Source organism: Oceanicaulis sp. (genome assembly GCF_051859625.1).
Taxonomy (GTDB): domain Bacteria; phylum Pseudomonadota; class Alphaproteobacteria; order Caulobacterales; family Maricaulaceae; genus Oceanicaulis.
Map to the genome: position 1 here is coordinate 364,165 of NZ_JBHYFH010000001.1, position 16,892 is coordinate 381,056.

Here is a 16,892-nt window from a genome sequence, read left to right on the forward strand (position 1 = left end):
CTTCCCGCCTTCATGAAAGACGCCGTCCTTGATCCGACCCAGACCCGCTCCGCGCCCTTGCGCGTGCTGGTCTCCAGTTATCGCTCAGCACCCCATGTGGGTGGTCAGGGCGTGTACGTCCGCGCCCTGTCGCGCGCGCTCGCCGATCAGGGCTGCGCCGTTTCCGTGATTTCGGGCCCGCCCTATCCCGATCTTGATCCGGATATCGAGCTGATCACGCTGCCCTCGCTCGATCTGTTCAGCGTCGACAACGCGTTCCTGACTCTCCGGCTCGAAACACTGCTGGATCGCGCCAACCGAACCGAATGGCTGGCGCACAATACCGGCGCCTTCGCTGAAATGGTCAGCTACGCCCTGCGTCTTGAAGCCTGGGTCGCCGAGCATGGCGACCGGTTTGACGTGGTGCATGACAACCAGACGCTCGCCCTGCCGATGACCGGCGTGGACAGCTATCTGCCGGTGATCACCACCTTGCACCACCCTATCGCCATAGATCGCGATTTCGCCGTGGCGGGCGCGGCGAACTGGTGGCGGCGCGCCCTGACCCGGCGCTGGCATTCCTTTGTGAACCATCAGGCCAAGGCCGCGCGCGCGCTGCCGCGCTTTCTGGCCGTGTCGGACGCCGCGCGTCAGTCTTACGCCCAGCGTTGCGGCGTCGATCCGGATCGGGTGCGCGTCGCCTTCAACGGGCTCGATCTGGACAGCTTCAAACCCGACCACGGCGTCACGCGCGACGACGACCATATTCTGGCGCTCGCCAGCGCCGATGTTCCGATCAAGGGGCTCGACGTGCTGATCGACGCTCTGGCGAAGCTGAAAGCCCGCGGTCGCACGCCGCGCCTGACCGTGATCGGCTCCTTGCGCGACGGCCCCACCAAACGCGCGCTCAAGGACACCGGGCTGATCGACAGCGTCGACTTCGTCTCCGGCCTCAGCCTGGACGAGATCGTGGCGCTCTATCGAAAGGCGACCGTCTTTGTCTCCGCCTCCCGCTTTGAAGGCTTCGGCTTTCCCGCGGCCGAGGCCATGGCCTGCGGCGCGCCGGTGATTGTGTCGCGCGGCGGCGCCTTGCCGGAAGTGGCGGGCGAGGCCGGCCTTGTGACCGAGGTGGAAGATTCAGACGGCCTCGCTGATGCGCTGGAGCGGGTCTTGTCTGATCCGGCGCTACGCCAGCAGATGAGCGCCGCATGCGCGGCCCGCGCGCACAGCGCCTTTCGCTGGGACGAGCACGCTCGCGCCAGCATGGACCTTTACGCCCAGGCGCTGGAAGAGCGCGGGCGCCTGCCTGACATAACGGAGCTTGCCGCCCAATGATGGTGACGCTGGACCTTGATGCGCTGGATCTCAAAGACGGTCAGCGCGTCCTCGACCTGGGCTGCGGGCGCGGCCGGCACAGCCATGCCTTTTACTGGCATGACAAGGCGCTGGACGTGACCATGCTCGACCTCAGCCTCGAAGACCTCAAGAGCGCGGTCGACGGCTTCTTCGAGCTTCCCCCGCCGCCCCAGAACCCACCCCGCAGCGCGGTGTGGAGCGTGGGCGACGCCGGTCGCCTGCCCTTCGCCGATGACAGCTTTGACGTGGTGATCTGTTCTGAAGTGCTGGAGCATCTGCCCGATGTGGACGCGGCGCTTGATGAAATCACTCGTATTGTGAAGCCCGGCGGTCGCTTTGCGCTGTCCGTGCCGCGCTATTGGCCGGAAAAGATCTGCTGGGCGCTGTCTGAAGGCTATCAGAACACGCCGGGCGGCCATGTGCGCATCTTCCGCGATCATGAGCTTCGAGACCGCGTCGCGAGCCGCGGCTATCGTCCCTACAAACGCCATTGGGCGCACGCCCTGCACGCGCCGTATTGGTGGCTGCGTTGCGCCAAATGGGAGCGCCAGGACGAAAGCCGCTCGGTCAACGCCTTCCGCAAGCTTCTGGAATGGGACCTGATGGAAAAGCCGCGCCTGACGCGCTGGACCGAAGCCGCGCTGAACCCGGTGATGGGCAAATCCGTCGCGCTGTATTTCCAGAAGGACGCAGCATGAGCCATCGTCCCCAATCCATCGGCGTGGACATCGCCGCCTGCGCCGACCGGATCGAGGATCTGCAATTGCGCGACGGGTCTATCCCGTGGGTGGAGACCGGCGTCTGGGATCCCTGGAACCATGGCGAGAGCGCCATGGCGCTGGCCATCGCCGGCCGGGACACCGCAACCCACGCCGCGCTTGACGCCCTGGCCGAGCGTCAGCACGCCGACGGCTCCTGGCTGGGCGAGCTGGGCGCGGGCGTGCCCATGGATCAAGACGGCGAGCGCATCGCGCCGCCCAAAGATCCCGTCACCGCCCATGACACCAATTTCACCGGCTACGCCGCCGTGACCGTCTTGCGCAGCGCGCTGGCGCTCGACGAGCCACGCCTGATTGCGCGTCATGCCGACATGATCAGCCGCGCGCTGGACTGGGTGGTCGATCACCAGACGCCCCATGGCGACGTGGTCTGGCGCAAACCCGATGAGGGACAGGCTCTGGAGGCGGTGGATTCGCTGAAAGCGGGCAACGCCTCGCTGTTCAAAAGTCTCGAATGCGGATTGCGCATCGCCGACGCCCTGGGTCGCAAGCGCACGGACTGGGCCAAGGCGCGACGCCAGATTGCAAACGCCTTCACCACCAAGCCGCACCGGTTTGACCGGCTGGGCGAGGACCGCTCTCGCTACGCCATGGACTGGTATTACCCGGTGCTGAGCGGCGTGGTGACGGGGCTGGAAGCCAAGGCGCACCTGCATGCGGGTTGGGACCGGTTCGTGGTCGAGGATCTGGGCTGCCGCTGCGTCACCGAAGAGCCCTGGATCACCGCGGCGGAAACCGCCGAGCTGGCGTTGGCCTGTCTGAGCATCGGCGACACGGTCCGGGCGCAAAACCTTCTGGGCGCTTTGGCGCCCCTGGCGCGCGACGGCGACGGCTACTGGATGGGCTGGCAGTATGAGCTGGGCCAGGTCTGGCCCAAGGAACGCCCCAGCTGGACCGCCGGCGCGGTCATCCTGGCGGCGGACGCGCTGTATGGCCTGAGCGCCGGATCAGACCTGCTGATCCGCCACGCCCGGGCCGACGCCTGGCTTACAGACGGCGCAGAATCTCGAGCGTATTGACCCGCTCCACCGGTTCGAACAGCCCCGAGGCCACGGCGAGTTTCCAGATTTCATAAGGCGGACGGCCACCATCCTCGGGATTGGGGAAGACGTCATGGATGGCGAGCAATCCGCCGCGCGCCACATGTCCCGCCCAGGCGCGATAATCCGCCAGCGCCGTGTCCATGGCGTGACCGCCGTCAATGAACACAAAGCTCAGCGGACCAGACCAGCTGGCGCCGATCAGAGCGGACGGCCCGACCATGGGGATGACGTCGCGCTCAAGATCAGCCAGAGCCAAACTCCGGCGCAGGGCCGGCAGCGTGTCCACACGGCCCAGCTCGGCGTCATAAAGCTCGGGGTCATGATAGCCTTCGCCCGGCTGATGTTCTTCCGAGCCGCGATGATGGTCGACAGCGAACAGAAGGCGACACGCCGCGCGCGCGGCCCGGCCCAGATAGACGCTGGAGCGTCCGCACCAGCTGCCGATTTCAACAAAGGCGCCCGGCGCGCTGTCAGCGGCGATACGGGCGTGCCGGGCCAAGGCCTGGCCTTCATCATCGGCGAGGAAGCCCTTGACGGTTTGCGGGTCGAGCGCGTCGCCCGGAACAGAATGACTCATTAACTTGCAAGACCCAGATTGGAGTGCGCCGCCCAGCGGCGTTCCGCCAGAGCGTCCGCCGCGTTTGCGAGACGGGTTTTCTCGGCGTCGAGCGTCTGCAATGAGGGCTCATACCCGCTCACCGCATCTGCTTCATCAAGACGCTCTGACACGGCGAGGAAGAAGTCTTGCGCCCGGCGAACAGCCCCCAGCGCACTTTCCGCAGACGCCAGATCCTGGGTCAGGCTGGCCTGTCCCAGCGTATGCTCCGCCCCGGCGATATCTTCCGCCGCGTCGGCGATGGCGCGCGTCAGACCGATCAGGCGCCCCAGATCAGAATTGAGCGCTTGCACCATCGCATCGCCCTGCGCGTCCACATAAACGCTGACCGGATCCGCTGCAGCCTCTTCATCGCTGGCGCCATTGATCAGCCGACCGAAAAAGGCGCGCGCCGCCGCGGCGGGCGCGGCGCTCAGCGACCAGCCCTCATCGTCCACCAGCGCGTTCACGGTTTGCGATTGCGTTCTCAGCTGTGTCTCGGCGGCCATGCCGGCCTGAGTGTCAGCGCCCAGCGCAATCGGCTGGCTTGCGCATCCTGAGGACAGGATGCAGGCGCTTAGAACGATACCTAGGCCCAAAGCCCGGACGAACGAATGCATGCCGAAGCGACCCTTTTTGACGCAGACCGGTTTCCCCTCCGAACCCGGTTCCACACAGTGATAAAACGACATAGTGTCACGGTAAACAGAACTTGAGGGTTAATCGGCTGATTACCGCGCGAAAAATGGACACACTCCGCTCCCACCGCCGGCTGGGCCTGTATCCGCCCACCACGCCGGTGCATACCGGCTTTCTGGACGTCGGACAGGGCCATAGCCTGTATTACGAGGATTGCGGCCGCCCCGACGGGGTGCCCGTGATCACCTTGCATGGCGGGCCAGGCGGCGGCGCCGCCCCCGCCATGCGGCGGTTTTTCGACCCGCGCCGGTATCGCATCATCGTTTTTGACCAGCGCGGCTGCGGGCGTTCACGCCCCTATTCCTTGCTGGAGCACAACACGACCGCCCATCTGGTCAACGATATCGAACAATTGCGGTCACATCTGGGCATCGACAAATGGCTGGTGTTCGGCGGCTCCTGGGGGGCGACGCTGGGGCTGGCCTATGCCCGCGCCTGTCCCGAACATGTGCTGGGGCTTGTGCTGCGCGGCGTCTTCGCCTGCACCCGAAAAGAGCTCGACTGGTTCTACCGGGACGGCGCCAACCGCTTGTTCCCCGACGCCTGGGCGCGACTGACCGACCGCCTGACGCCGACCGAGCGCGAGCGCGTGGTCGCAGCGTATTACGAACGCCTGACCTCCGGCGCCAGCATGGATGAACGCCGCGAGGACGCGCTGGCCTGGTCCAGCTGGGAAAGCGCGCTGATCTCGATGAGCGTCGCGCCCCACCTTGTGAACCCCGATCCGCACCGGTCGGATGCGCTGGCCCGGATCGAAGCGCATTACTTTCATCATGGCGGGTTTCTGGAACGCGACGGGATCTTGCTCGAGGACACCGCGCATCTGGCGGACATTCCCGGCGTCATCGTGCAGGGGCGCTATGACATGGTCACGCCGCCGCGCACCGCCTGGAAATTGTCAAAGGCCTGGCCGGGCGTGCAGCTGAACTTCGTCGCGGACGCCGGTCACGCCGCAGGCGAGCCGGGCACGGTGGACGGGCTGGTGCGCGCCACCGACATGTTCGCGCGGCGCTTCGGCTAACCCGCTCACCTGGAAAAGCGCACAAAAAAGCCCCGGTCCGCATGGACCGGGGCTTTTGTCGTCAGGCTTGACCGCCGCCTAGTTCAGGAAGGGCAGGTTGAAGCCGAAGGTGCTGGCCAGACCCGTCACGATGATCAGGCCCACAGCGACCGGCGCCAGCCAGCGAATGCTGAAGCGCCAATACGCGAAGAAGCCCGACCCCGCATTGGGAAGCTCTTTGCGCATGAGCGCCTTGGAAACGACCCAGCCTGTAAACAGCGCGATCAGGAAGCCCCCGAGCGGCAGCAAGATCGTGCCCGACACCTTGTCGAGAATGTCGAAGAACTCCCCGGAGAAAGCCGCCGCCACGCCGAACATGTAGATGATCGCGCCAAAGAACAGCGCCGAGCCCACGCGACCGAAATCGGTGTGCTCCTCGCCAAAGGCCACGATCACCTGCAGAAGCGAAATCGAGCTTGTCAGCGCCGCAATCAGGGCGAGGAAGAAGAAGGCGCCGCCCACCCATTGGCCGCCCGGCATCTGCGCGAACGCAGACGGCAGGGTCTGGAAGAACAGGCCGGGGCCGGCGTCCGGGCTCAGGCCGAACGCGAACACGAACGGGAAGATCGCCAGGCCTGCAATGATGGCCACGATCGTGTCCGCGCCCGCAATGATGACGGCCGATTGCGGCAGGTTGTCATCACGCGAGAGGTAGGAGCCATAGGTGATCATGATCGCAGAGCCCACCCCGATCGAGAAGAAGGCCTGCCCCAGCGCTTCCAGGAAGGTCTGGGCCGTAATCTTGGAGAAGTCCGGCGCGAACAGATACTCGATCGCTGCGCCCATATCCGCGGTCAGACCGGCATAGATCACCATGCCCACCAGCATCAGGAAGAAGAGCGGCATCAAGATTGAGACCGTGCGCTCAATGCCCTTGATGACGCCAAAGCAGACAATGCCCACCGTCACCAGCATGAAGGCCGTATGCCAGAGGATCACCGTGCGGGTATCGCCCACCAGCTGGCCGAAGGCGTCCGAAACCGCCGACGGCTCCATGCCGATCATGCCGCCCGACAGCATCTTGAACACATAGGCGGCGACCCAGCCCGCAACCACGGAATAGAAACACAGGATCATCACGCCGCCGGCCATGCCGACCCAGCCTGTGATCGACCACATCTCTGACGCGCCCGCGTCAAACGCCATCTTGCGGGTGGACCCCACCGCGGACCGACGGGCATGACGGCCTACGCTCAGCTCCGCCATCAGGATCGGAAAGGCGATCAACACCACACAGACCAGATAGATCAGCACGAAAGCCGCGCCGCCATTCTCGCCGGCCGTGTATGGAAACCGCCAGAAATTACCCAGCCCGACCGACGACCCGATCGCCGCCATCAGAAAGCCGAAACGGCTGCTCCAAGTTCCGTGCGCGCTCGCGCCGCCCATCGCCATAGGTGCAGTCTCCTCCCCTCAGCCGCGCCTGATCGGCGCGTGCATTAAATCTGAATCCGCCCTGCGGCGCTTTGGCGCGGGAGGTTGGGCGATCCGCGCCTTGCGGTCAAGTTGGGCAATGCGGTGTTAACCAAACAAACCTGCGCCCTTGGGCGGCTCGGTGTCGCGGTGAACGTGAGCGCCCAGGATCAGGCCCAAGCCGATCAGGACGGTCATCATCACCGTGCCGCCATATGAGATCATCGGCAGCGGCACGCCCACCACGGGCAGCATGCCCATGACCATGCCCACATTGATGAAGACATAGAGCGAGAAGGTCGTCGCCACCCCCATCACCACCAGACGCAGGAACACCGAGCGGCATGAGGTGGCGATCATCACGCAATTGGCCAGGATCAACGCATACAGCCCCAGCACCACGAGCCCGCCGATAAAGCCGAACTCCTCGCCCAGCATGGTGAAAATGAAATCGGTCTGTTTTTCCGGCAGGAAGTTCAGGTGCGCCTGGGTGCCTTCCATATAGCCCTTGCCGGTCATGCCGCCCGACCCCAGCGCGATCTTGGACTGCAGGATGTGATAGCCCGCGCCCATGGGATCGTCTTCGGGATTGATGAAGGTCATGATCCGCCGGCGTTGATAATCCTGCAGACCGTACTGGAAGAAGAAGCCGCCGGCGACGCCGCCCAGAACCCCTGAGCCGACGATCACCTTCCAGCTCAGCCCCGCCAGGAACACGATCACCACCCCGGTGGCCGCCAACAAGAGCGAAGTGCCAAGGTCAGGCTGTTTGACGATCAGCCCCATGGGCAAGGCGATCATCAGGGCCGGTATGATCAGTCCGCCCAGCGAGGAGACCTTTTCCTCGGGCAGGTCGTGATAATACCGCGCCAGCGCCAGAACCAGGGCGATCTTCATGATTTCAGACGGCTGCATGCGGATCGGCCCGATATCGATCCAGCGCTGCGCGCCCATCGCCGTGGCGCCCATCAGCTCCACCCCGATCAGCAGCACAAGCGCCCCCAGAAACGCCGGATACGCCAGCCCCATCCAGAAGCGCGGCGGGAACAACGCGATCACCACCATGATCACCAATCCCACGCCCAGGCGCAGCGCATGGCGCGAGGCGTAGGGATTCCACGCGCCCCCCTCGACCGAATACAACATGCCGACCCCGATCAGGCCGACGAGCAGGATCAACAGGACGAAGGCCCAGTTGATCTCAAACAGCTTGCCCCGGAAGCCGCGCGGCGCGGACTGGGTGAAAACGCCCATGCTCTATCCTTCCGTGGTCGGACGCGCCGCCGAAGCGAGCATGTCAGGACGGGCGTTGGAGGGATCGCGGCGCACCAGGTCGCGCAAAATGGCCTGCGCCGGCGCAGCGGCGCGGGTGCCGCCGCCGCCATGCTCGATCACCACGGTGACCACATAGCGCGGCGCGCTGACCGGCGCGTAGGAGACGAACAGACCGTGATTGCGCAGCCGCCAGGGCAGATCGTCCTGATCGCGCACGCCCGCCGCACGTTCCTCGGTGGAAATTGAATACACCTGTGACGTGCCGGTCTTGCCCGCCATTTCAAGTCCGTCCAGATCCAGCCCGCGCGTGCCCAGCGGCCAATAGGCGGACCCGCCCGGCTCGTTGACCACGCCAGACATGGCCCGGTTCACATGATCCAGATGCTCGGCGTTCCAGCCCATGGGCGCGAAATCGGGTACGGCGCCGACGTTACGCGTCAATGTAGGCGTCACCTGACGGCCCGTGGCGATGCGTGCGGTCATCACCGCCAATTGCAGGGGCGACGCCAGCAAGGCGCCCTGCCCGATGCCCACATTATAGGTGTCGCCCGTCGTCCAGGGCTCATTACGGCGTGCGCGTTTCCAGGCCGGACTGGGCACCAGCCCTTCGGCCCGGCGCGGGAACGGCAGACCAATGTCGAAATACTGGCCCAGACCGCAGCTCAGCATCATCTCGCGATAGCGCTCGATGCCCAGCCGGTTGGCCATTTCGTAGAAATAGACGTCGCAGGACTGCTTGACCGCTTCGTGCAGATTCATGCGGCCATGACCCTGTCGCCGCCAGCAGTGAAAGTCGCGATTGCCCAGCCGGGTATGCCCGCCGCAGTAAATGGTCTCTTCGGGGTCGGTGACCCCATGCTCCAGCGCCGCCAGCGAGGACATGACCTTCACCGTGGAGGCGGGTGCGTACAGCCCCGTCGTCGCCTTGTTGAACAAGGGGCGATAGGGATTGTTGTTCAAAGAGGCGAACGCCTCCGTCCCGATGCCCAGAACAAAGGCGTTCGGGTCAAAGCTCGGCGTGGAGGCCAGCACCAGGATTTCACCTGTGATGACATCAAGCCCCACCGCCGCCGCACTTTGATCACCCAGGGCCTCCATCGCCGTGCGTTGCGCGCGGGCGTCCAGCGTCAGGGTCACATCCTGACCGGGCACGGAGGGAATGGATTGTTCGGGGATTTCGCGCATCACCCGGCCGGTGGCGTTCACCTCGACCTTGAGCTGCCCTGCCGAGCCGCGCAAACGGTCTTCATGCTGCAGCTCCGCGCCCGTACGACCGATCCGGAACCCCGGATGCAGCAAAAGCGGGTCGTCATTGGCCGCTTCAGGCGGTGCGGCCTGCACATAGCCGGTCACATGCGCAAAATCATAGGGGCGCGGATAGGTGCGCACTTCGCCCACATCCGGCGTGATCCCCGGCAGATCGGGCAGGTGCAGATTGATTCGCGCAAACGTCTCCCAATCGAGATCCTCGGCCACGGTGACCGGGGTGAATCGCGAGGTGCGCGACACGGCGCGCAAGATGCGTTCGATGCGCGATTCGCTGATCGGCATGTAGCGAGACAGGCGTTCCAGTGCGGCGCGCGGATCACCGGCCTGATCGCGCACGATCATCAACCGGTAGCTTTCGCGATTTTCCGCAATCGCTTCGCCAAACCGGTCCAGAAGCCGTCCCCGCGCAGGCGGTTGCAGGCGGAAATTGAACTGGTTCTGCTCAGACAATAACCGATAGGCGTCCTGCTCAAGCACCTGCAAGCCGTACATGCGCGCGCTCAAGGCGGCGAAAGCGCCCGCTCCGAACCCTGACAACAAAAGGGACCGGCGGGTGAACTGGGCTTGGGCTTCCTGCTTGTCGCGACGCATTCGCGCTCTTTCTCAGCCTTGGCTGCCTTAGGAGAAGGTGCTGCGTTCCTTTCGCCGGGCGAACAACCAGGCGAAGATCGGAAACAGAAGGATGGTCAGGATCGCTTCAGTAATCAACGGTCCTGGCGCCACCGGGGCGCCAATAGCGAATGATCCAGCCCCCCAGGCCGCACCGAAGGCCACTGCCGCCGTCAGCGTGAACCGCAAGGCCAGAGGCCCGATCTCGCCGCCGGCGCCGTCCGCTTCGCGCAACCGCATGACGCTGAAGGCGACCAGAAACGCAAACGCCCAGACGCCCATGGGGGCGCCCGCCAGCAAATCCTGCAAGACGCCGACCAGAAGTAGAACAGGCGGGGCGATAAACCAGGGCTGACGCACCGACCAGATAAACAGCGCGATCAAAGGAAAGGCGGGCGCAAGATCCGGTCCGCCGCCCAGCCGGCTGGGCAGAGCGTGCAGGATCAGCGCAACCAGCATTGTGACGATGAACAGCACCAGATCGGTGGTGGCGTTATTGCGTTCGACCGATGGGCGCATCAGTTCGCCTCCTCTGGCGTGGAGAGCTCAATGACCGGGTCCGCCTCAGGCGCCTGAACCGGCTCGAACGGCCAGATCCAGATCAGGTCGATCGGCGCGGTCCGGCTGAACAACGCCACGCGCCAGCGCCCGTCTCGGTCTCGCACCGCCTGCCCCACCGGCACGCCGCGCGGCATGACATTGTCATCACCGGAGGTGACGATGCGGTCGCCTTCGCGCAAATCCGGCTCTGCGCCCAGATATTCAAGGCGGGGGTATTCCGTGTTGTCGCCCACCAGCAAGGCGCGGGCGTTGGACCGATCCGCCATCACGGCTACGCGTGAGTTGATGTCGGTCAGCAGCAGGATCCGGGTGGAGCTGCGCCCCACTTCCACCGTCCGTCCGACAAGACCGTAAACATTCACCGCCGGATAGCCGGGGCGCACCCCGTCTTCATGACCGGCGTCGATCAGGCGCGAGCGGACAAAGGCGTTGGACCGGTCCGCCACCGTCCAGGCGCTGATGCGCGCCTCGGCGGCGTCCGCCTGCAGGTTCAGCGCTTCGCGGTAGCGGGCGTTGCGTTCTTGCAAGGACAGGGCGGCGTCGCGCCAGGCCCGCATCTCGGCGGCCTGTATGCGCAGATTGCGGTTTTCATCGGCGAGCTCGAACTGGCGCTTCCACCACGGGCCGATATTGGCGAGTCCGCGGAAGGGACGAACGCTGAGATCGAGCACCGGCGTCGCCAGATCATTGAAGCCAGCCCGCATGCCCGTCAAGGCTTGCGGCCGACTCTCAGGCCGGTCGATATAAATCAGGAAACAGCTGACCAGAATGCAAATGATGAACAAGAGAGGCGAAAACCGCACTCCCTCGTCCTGTCTTCGTCTGGAACTCCGCCGTTGAGCCACGCTGGATAGCCTCCCTCGCAGGCTCGCTTACACGCTTAAACCGCTTCCGCCAGAATCGGACGCCACAGGCGCAGATTCTCCACCGCCTTGCCGCAGCCCAGAACCACGCAAGACAGCGGTTCGTCGGCCAGGCTGACCGGCAGGCCGGTGCGGTCACGCAGCTCGGTGTCGAGATTGCGCAGCAAGGCGCCGCCGCCGGTGAGCACGATGCCCTTGTCCACGATGTCCGCCGCCAGTTCCGGCGGGGTCGCTTCCAGCGCCTGCTTGACCGCTTCCACAATCTGCTCGACCGGCTCGGAAAGCGCATCGGCGATCATGGCTTCGGTCACGACGATCTCACGCGGCACGCCGTTCATCAGGTCACGGCCCTTGATGTCCAGCGTCAGGCCTTCGCCTTTTTGCGGCGGGGTGGCCGAACCGATTTCCTTCTTGATCCGCTCGCCCGAGGTTTCGCCGATCAGAAGATTCGCCGAACGGCGAATATAATTGATGATGGCTTCGTCCATCTTGTCGCCGCCCACACGGACCGAGCGCGAATAGACGATGCCTGACAGAGACATCACAGCCACTTCGGTGGTGCCGCCGCCAATGTCCACGATCATGGAGCCGGTCGGCTCGTCGATCGGCAGGCCTGCGCCCACCGCCGCCGCCATGGGCTCGTCAATCAGATAGACCTTGCGCGCGCCGGCGCCGACGGCGCTTTCATGAATGGCGCGGCGCTCCACGGCGGTCGCGCCGGACGGCACGCAGATCACCACCTGCGGGCTGACGAAGGTCTGGCGATTGTGCACCTTGCGAATGAAGTGCTTGATCATCTCTTCGGCCACGTCGAAATCGGCGATCACGCCGTCACGCATGGGTCGGATGGCTTCCACATTGCCCGGTGTCTTGCCCAGCATCAGCTTGGCTTCGGCGCCGACGGCCTGCACATGCTTACGACCCTTGTCCACCTTATAGGCGACGACAGAGGGCTCATTCAGAACGACGCCGCGGCCTTTGACGTAGACCAATGTGTTCGCCGTCCCCAAATCGATGGCGATATCCGCGGAAAGGAGACCGAACACGCTGGAGAACATTCTCTGCCTCTTTATCTGTCAGGCGCAGCAGGCGAGTCGCCGCGCTGGGGCAAGTATCATGACTCCTTGTGCGATGGTGCGTCACTGATTGCAAGCCGCTCGCCCGCCTCAGCCTCAGTGTTCTCTGAGTCTTCCACGGGATTTTTTAACTCTGTTTCAGGCCCGCGCAGCCAGCGGCGCGCGAGCAGCATGAACACGATCCAAACCGCCACAATCCCTATGAGGGCAAGGATTGCGAGCCATCCGCCGCCCGACAACAGCGCCATCAAACCGCCGCCAGCGAACACCACCAAAGCGGTTTTGGGCAGCACGCCGATGGCCAATCCGCCGATGAAGGCAAAATAACTCATGTGCGAAACACCAGCCGCCATATTGACCACGATGAAGGGCGCGCTCGGAACGATTCGCACGATCATGGAGGCGAAAAACCCGTTCCGCCCGACAAACTCCGAAATCCGGTTGACCGTCTGCCCGCCATAGCGGCGCACGGCGTCCGCCCCCGCCAGACGGCCAGCGTAAAACGTCACGGTCGCCGAACAGATCGTCGCCACCCACGAATACAAGAACCCCTGCACCGGACCAAAGGCGAACACCGCCGCCCCGATCAGCGCAAATTGCGGCGCGCCCACAAAAGCCAACACGGTGAAAATCACGATGGTCGCCGGCAGCGCGTACCATTGGTCCGCCGCGCTCTCAAACCAGGTCCCGATCTGGCCCGGCTCGATGTCCAGGACGAACTTGCCGATCAGGAAAATCGCCAGAACCAGCGCGAACAAGCCCAGTGAAATATAGACCGCGCGGGCGGCGCGGGCGTCCATGCGGGTGAAAAAGCGAACAAGCGGGTTCATGGCGGTCATATCCGGAACAGTGTCGACGCGACTGGACAAACGCCATCCAGCGCAGAGCGGCGGTACGCATACGCTTTTTTACACCGCTGGCAATCGGTTGGCGCAATCAATTCGGTTAAGCGCTTCAGTCTCCAAAGGCTGACGCGCGGCGGATCAGTCGCCCGGTGTCTTCCAGCTCATGCTCCGCGGCTTTGGCCCTCATGGCTTTCAGCCGGGCCCTGTCCTGTTCATAGTCCGCCACCCAGCGCTTGGCGAAACCGCCCGCGGTGACGTCCTTGACGATGGCTTCAAACACCGGGCGCACCGCGTCGCGGATCGGGCCTTCCACTTCATGGGCGCCAAACTCGGCGGTGTCGGAAATGGCTTCATACATGCCGGCGATGCCGCGGCTCTGGATCAGATCGGCGATGTATTTGAGCTCATGGACGGTGTCGATATAGGCCATGACCGGGCTGATCCCGGCGGCGACAAGCTGTTCATACCCCTCGCGCGCCAGGGCGCACATGCCGCCCACCAGCACCGCCTGCTCGCCCAGAATATCGGCCAGCGCCTCCTCGCCGAAAGTCGTGGAATACACCCCGGCCCGACCACACCCCAGTCCGCCCAGATACGCTTTCGCCCGTGCCTCCGCCTGACCGGTATAATCCTGGTGCACCGCCCAGAACCCGATCAGGGAGCCGCCCTTTTCAAAGCTCGAGCGCACCGCGCCGCCCGGCCCCTTGGCCGCGGCCAGCACCACATCAATATCGGCGGGAGGCTCGATCACCTTGTATTCAATGGAAAACCCGTGACACAGCAGCAAGGTCAGGCAGGGACGGTAATGGGGCGCGATATGCTCGCGCCAGATCTCGCCATGCGCCTCGTCCGCCGCCAGCAGCGACAGCATGTCCGCGCGCCGCGCGGCCTCCGCCATCGACACCACTTCAAACCCATCCGCTTCCGCCTTGGCGCGTGAGGGCGAGCCTTCACGCAAGGCGATCAGGATGGAGCGCGCGCCCATATCGCGCAGATTGAGCGCATGGGACCGGCCATGATTGCCATAGCCGATAATGGCGAGGGTCTCGCTCTGCAGCGCGCTCAGATCGAGATCAGCCTGATATAACGGTTCAGCCATCACGCGGCTCCGAAAAAGGGTTTGAGAAGAATGTCGTCCAGTTCCGCGCGAGCGGTGACTGGATCAAGGGATTGGACGCGCTTCCAGTCAGGGTGCTGGTTGGAAAACCAGGTGAACTGGCGCTTGGCGTACCGGCGGGTGTCGCGCTTGGCCAGATCAATGGCCTCATCAAGCTCCATCCGTCCCTGAACATGGGCGATCAATGGCGGCAGGCCGACGGCCTTCATGGCGGGCAGGTCTGGCGACAGGCGACGCTCGGCGATGGCGCGGGCTTCTTCCAGCGCGCCATGAGCCACCATCTGGTCAAAGCGCGCCTCGATCCGGGCGTAAAGCGCCTCACGATCCGGCGCGATCACCACGCCCAGACATCGCTTTGGATCAATCAGCGGGCGTGTCTCGGCCTGGATCTCTGACAGCGGACGCCCGGCGGCGCGCGCCACCGCGATCAGGCGCATCAGGCGTTGCCGGTCCCCCGCTTCGATGCGCGCTGCGCCGACCGGGTCCAGCACGTCCGCTTCGGCGCGCAAAGCCTCCAGCCCGCCGCGCTCATAGAGCGCCGCAACCTCATCGCTGATCGCTTGGGAAACCTCCGGCGTCGGCGCGAGGCCGTCCATCAACGCCTTGAAATACAGCCCCGTCCCGCCGACGAAGACCGCACGTTTGCCGCGACCGGTGATGTCGCGAACAGCTTGGATCGCAAGCTTCGCCCATGCTCCGACCGAGCACCGTTCAGACGGATCAATCACGCCGAACAGATGATGCGGCACCCCCGCCATCTCATGGGGCTCGGGGCGCGCGGTGATCACGCCCAGCCCGTCATAAACCTGCATGGAATCCGCGTTGATCACTTCGCCATCCAGCGCCCGTGCGGCGTGGAGCGAGAGCGCGCTTTTTCCAGACGCGGTCGGGCCGGCCAGCAGCAGGATGTCGGGCGTGGCGGCCATCAACGCGCTCTAGCTGCGCAAGGTTTCAAGCACGTACTGACCCTGCCGGTTCAGACTGAACAGTATGGGCGCGCCGTCGGCGCCGGCCCGGGCGATCAGGTCACGGGCCTGATCCAGGCTCTCCACCGGGGTCCAGGCGATCTCTTCCACCACATCGCCGGGACGGACCTTGCCAGCCGCATCGCTATCAGGATCCACCGCCGTCACCACCAGCCCGCTGGCGTCCGCATTGATGCGGTAGCGTCGACGCAGCGCGTCGGTGATGGGCTCAAGCGTCATGCCGAACAGATCGCCATTGATGGCGTCGCCTCGACCATCGCCGTCTTCATCAAGCTCCGCACCGACGGGCGGGGTGGGCTGCGCCTCTTCCTCAAGGCGTTCCACTTCCAGCGCCAGGGTCATGGATTCGCCGCGGCGAAACACTTCCACATCCACGCGAGAGCCAGGTGCGGTTTCCGCCACGATGCGCGGCAGCACCCGGTCGTCCGCCACGGGGCGGCCATTGAACGCCAGGATCACATCGCCGGTCTGAAGCCCGCTGTTCGCGGCGGGGCCGTCAGGATCGATGCGGGTCAGCACGGCGCCGCGCGGGGTGTTCAGCCCCATCGCCTCAGCCATGTCGCGGGTGACTTCCAGCACGTTGACGCCGATCCAGCCGCGGCGGGTTTCGCCATATTCGATCAGCTGGTTGATCACCGGCTCGGCGATCGCGCTCGGCACGGAAAAGGAAATGCCGACCGATGTGCCGGTGGGTGAGAAGATCGCCGTGTTCACGCCGATGACATCGCCGTCCATGTTGAACAAGGGCCCGCCGGAATTGCCCCGGTTGATCGCCACATCGGTCTGCAGGTAATCGTCATAGCGACCGCCGATCTCGCGGCCGCGTGCGCTGATCACGCCAGCGGTCAACGAGCCGCCCAGGCCGAACGGGTTGCCGATGGCGACCACCCATTCGCCCACACGCGCCGCTTCGCTGTCGCCGAAGGCCACGACGGGCAAGGGTGTTTCAGATTGCACGCGCAGCACCGCAATGTCGGTCGCCGGGTCACTGCCGACAATCGTCGCAGAGAGAATGCGGCCGTTTTGCAAAACGACCTCCACCTCGTCCGCGCCGTCGATGACGTGGTGGTTGGTGATCACCACGCCGTCCGCGTCGATGATGAAGCCCGAACCCAGCGAGCGCTGCATGCGCAAGCGATTGCCCGACAGATCATTATAGCGTTCCAGCGGGGTGCCCGGCGCAAACAGGGGGGAGCCGTCCTCATCGCCAACCCGCTGGGCGGTGGCGATATTGACCACGGCGGGGCTCAGCCGGTCATTGAGATCGGCGAAGCCCTCATTGGGCTGGGCTGCGGCCTGTACGGCGCAAGCCGCCATAAGGGCCAGAGCAAAGATCACAGCGCCAAGCACGCGCATCGGCATTCCCC

Annotated in this window: 16 protein-coding genes; 4 read left to right on the plus strand and 12 right to left on the minus strand. The window is 64.7% G+C overall.

Annotated elements, in window-relative coordinates; all coding sequences use genetic code 11:
• Window positions 1–12 precede the first annotated feature (12 nt).
• Genes ACTIGF_RS01830 through ACTIGF_RS01840 form a run of 3 tightly spaced genes read left to right on the plus strand, consistent with a single transcriptional unit; the run spans window position 13 to window position 3,133 of the window.
• Window positions 13–1,314: a glycosyltransferase family 4 protein gene (locus ACTIGF_RS01830; RefSeq protein WP_439635241.1), complete on the plus strand. Its 1,302-nt coding sequence runs from the start codon at window positions 13–15 to the stop codon at window positions 1,312–1,314.
• Entirely contained in the window at window positions 1,311–2,033 is a 723-nt protein-coding gene (locus tag ACTIGF_RS01835) for a class I SAM-dependent methyltransferase (protein ID WP_439635242.1), read from the plus strand. Before ACTIGF_RS01830 ends, ACTIGF_RS01835 begins: the two co-directional genes overlap by 4 nt.
• Window positions 2,030–3,133: a hypothetical protein gene (locus tag ACTIGF_RS01840; RefSeq protein ID WP_439635243.1), complete on the plus strand. Its 1,104-nt coding sequence runs from the start codon at window positions 2,030–2,032 to the stop codon at window positions 3,131–3,133. Before ACTIGF_RS01835 ends, ACTIGF_RS01840 begins: the two co-directional genes overlap by 4 nt.
• Here ACTIGF_RS01840 and ACTIGF_RS01845 read toward each other — a convergent pair.
• Both ACTIGF_RS01845 and ACTIGF_RS01850 read right to left on the minus strand, forming a co-directional pair.
• Window positions 3,102–3,734, minus strand: coding sequence for a class I SAM-dependent methyltransferase (locus tag ACTIGF_RS01845; protein ID WP_439635244.1), 633 nt, complete (start codon window positions 3,732–3,734; stop codon window positions 3,102–3,104). The two genes, ACTIGF_RS01840 and ACTIGF_RS01845, sit on opposite strands and share 32 nt — an antisense overlap.
• Entirely contained in the window at window positions 3,734–4,372 is a 639-nt protein-coding gene (locus ACTIGF_RS01850; RefSeq protein ID WP_439635245.1) for a hypothetical protein, read from the minus strand. The genes ACTIGF_RS01845 and ACTIGF_RS01850 overlap by 1 nt, the downstream gene beginning before the upstream one ends.
• Window positions 4,373–4,497: 125 nt before the next feature.
• On the opposite strand from ACTIGF_RS01850, the gene pip reads away from it, so the two are divergent.
• Window positions 4,498–5,472, plus strand: a complete 975-nt coding sequence (pip, locus tag ACTIGF_RS01855) for a prolyl aminopeptidase (RefSeq protein WP_439635246.1) — start codon at window positions 4,498–4,500, stop codon at window positions 5,470–5,472.
• A 78-nt stretch (window positions 5,473–5,550) separates the two neighbouring features.
• On the opposite strand, the gene ACTIGF_RS01860 is transcribed toward pip, so the two are convergent.
• From ACTIGF_RS01860 to ACTIGF_RS01905, 10 genes are all read right to left on the minus strand, one after another.
• The gene (locus tag ACTIGF_RS01860) at window positions 5,551–6,906 is read right to left on the minus strand and encodes a sodium-dependent transporter (RefSeq protein WP_439635247.1); all 1,356 of its coding nucleotides are present in this window, start codon (window positions 6,904–6,906) and stop codon (window positions 5,551–5,553) included.
• A gap of 126 nt (window positions 6,907–7,032) precedes the next feature.
• Window positions 7,033–8,178, minus strand: coding sequence for a rod shape-determining protein RodA (gene rodA, locus ACTIGF_RS01865; RefSeq protein WP_439635248.1), 1,146 nt, complete (start codon window positions 8,176–8,178; stop codon window positions 7,033–7,035).
• Window positions 8,179–8,181: 3 nt separating this feature from the next.
• A complete protein-coding gene (gene mrdA / locus ACTIGF_RS01870; RefSeq protein ID WP_439635249.1) occupies window positions 8,182–10,059 on the minus strand; it encodes a penicillin-binding protein 2 in 1,878 nt (625 codons plus the stop codon).
• Window positions 10,060–10,086: 27 nt separating this feature from the next.
• The gene (locus ACTIGF_RS01875; RefSeq protein ID WP_439635250.1) at window positions 10,087–10,596 is read right to left on the minus strand and encodes a hypothetical protein; all 510 of its coding nucleotides are present in this window, start codon (window positions 10,594–10,596) and stop codon (window positions 10,087–10,089) included.
• Window positions 10,596–11,441, minus strand: coding sequence for a rod shape-determining protein MreC (gene mreC, locus ACTIGF_RS01880; protein ID WP_439635251.1), 846 nt, complete (start codon window positions 11,439–11,441; stop codon window positions 10,596–10,598). Before mreC ends, ACTIGF_RS01875 begins: the two co-directional genes overlap by 1 nt.
• A gap of 77 nt (window positions 11,442–11,518) precedes the next feature.
• Complete coding sequence (locus ACTIGF_RS01885; RefSeq protein ID WP_009801441.1) at window positions 11,519–12,559, minus strand: rod shape-determining protein; 1,041 nt, start codon at window positions 12,557–12,559, stop codon at window positions 11,519–11,521.
• A 56-nt stretch (window positions 12,560–12,615) separates the two neighbouring features.
• Window positions 12,616–13,407, minus strand: a complete 792-nt coding sequence (locus ACTIGF_RS01890; protein ID WP_439635252.1) for a TVP38/TMEM64 family protein — start codon at window positions 13,405–13,407, stop codon at window positions 12,616–12,618.
• Between the two features lie 124 nt (window positions 13,408–13,531).
• Entirely contained in the window at window positions 13,532–14,521 is a 990-nt protein-coding gene (gene ilvC / locus ACTIGF_RS01895; RefSeq protein WP_439635253.1) for a ketol-acid reductoisomerase, read from the minus strand.
• Window positions 14,521–15,465, minus strand: coding sequence for a tRNA (adenosine(37)-N6)-dimethylallyltransferase MiaA (gene miaA, locus ACTIGF_RS01900; protein WP_439635254.1), 945 nt, complete (start codon window positions 15,463–15,465; stop codon window positions 14,521–14,523). The genes ilvC and miaA overlap by 1 nt, the downstream gene beginning before the upstream one ends.
• Before the next feature lie 9 nt (window positions 15,466–15,474).
• On the minus strand, window positions 15,475–16,881 hold the full coding sequence (locus tag ACTIGF_RS01905) for a Do family serine endopeptidase (protein ID WP_439635255.1): 1,407 nt from the start codon (window positions 16,879–16,881) through the stop codon (window positions 15,475–15,477).
• Window positions 16,882–16,892: the final 11 nt, after the last annotated feature.

What these genes read in the sequence shown, in the direction of transcription:
- rodA (WP_439635248.1), bottom strand. Translation starts at nt 8,178, where the DNA reads ATGGGCGTTTTCACCCAGTCCGCGCCGCGCGGCTTCCGGGGCAAGCTG.
- ACTIGF_RS01885 (WP_009801441.1), bottom strand. Translation starts at nt 12,559, where the DNA reads ATGTTCTCCAGCGTGTTCGGTCTCCTTTCCGCGGATATCGCCATCGAT.
- ilvC (WP_439635253.1), bottom strand. Translation starts at nt 14,521, where the DNA reads ATGGCTGAACCGTTATATCAGGCTGATCTCGATCTGAGCGCGCTGCAG.
- ACTIGF_RS01840 (WP_439635243.1), top strand. Translation starts at nt 2,030, where the DNA reads ATGAGCCATCGTCCCCAATCCATCGGCGTGGACATCGCCGCCTGCGCC.
- ACTIGF_RS01850 (WP_439635245.1), bottom strand. Translation starts at nt 4,372, where the DNA reads ATGCATTCGTTCGTCCGGGCTTTGGGCCTAGGTATCGTTCTAAGCGCC.
- pip (WP_439635246.1), top strand. Translation starts at nt 4,498, where the DNA reads ATGGACACACTCCGCTCCCACCGCCGGCTGGGCCTGTATCCGCCCACC.
- ACTIGF_RS01860 (WP_439635247.1), bottom strand. Translation starts at nt 6,906, where the DNA reads ATGGCGATGGGCGGCGCGAGCGCGCACGGAACTTGGAGCAGCCGTTTC.
- ACTIGF_RS01905 (WP_439635255.1), bottom strand. Translation starts at nt 16,881, where the DNA reads ATGCGCGTGCTTGGCGCTGTGATCTTTGCTCTGGCCCTTATGGCGGCT.
- ACTIGF_RS01835 (WP_439635242.1), top strand. Translation starts at nt 1,311, where the DNA reads ATGATGGTGACGCTGGACCTTGATGCGCTGGATCTCAAAGACGGTCAG.
- mrdA (WP_439635249.1), bottom strand. Translation starts at nt 10,059, where the DNA reads ATGCGTCGCGACAAGCAGGAAGCCCAAGCCCAGTTCACCCGCCGGTCC.
- ACTIGF_RS01830 (WP_439635241.1), top strand. Translation starts at nt 13, where the DNA reads ATGAAAGACGCCGTCCTTGATCCGACCCAGACCCGCTCCGCGCCCTTG.
- ACTIGF_RS01845 (WP_439635244.1), bottom strand. Translation starts at nt 3,734, where the DNA reads ATGAGTCATTCTGTTCCGGGCGACGCGCTCGACCCGCAAACCGTCAAG.
- miaA (WP_439635254.1), bottom strand. Translation starts at nt 15,465, where the DNA reads ATGGCCGCCACGCCCGACATCCTGCTGCTGGCCGGCCCGACCGCGTCT.
- ACTIGF_RS01890 (WP_439635252.1), bottom strand. Translation starts at nt 13,407, where the DNA reads ATGAACCCGCTTGTTCGCTTTTTCACCCGCATGGACGCCCGCGCCGCC.
- ACTIGF_RS01875 (WP_439635250.1), bottom strand. Translation starts at nt 10,596, where the DNA reads ATGCGCCCATCGGTCGAACGCAATAACGCCACCACCGATCTGGTGCTG.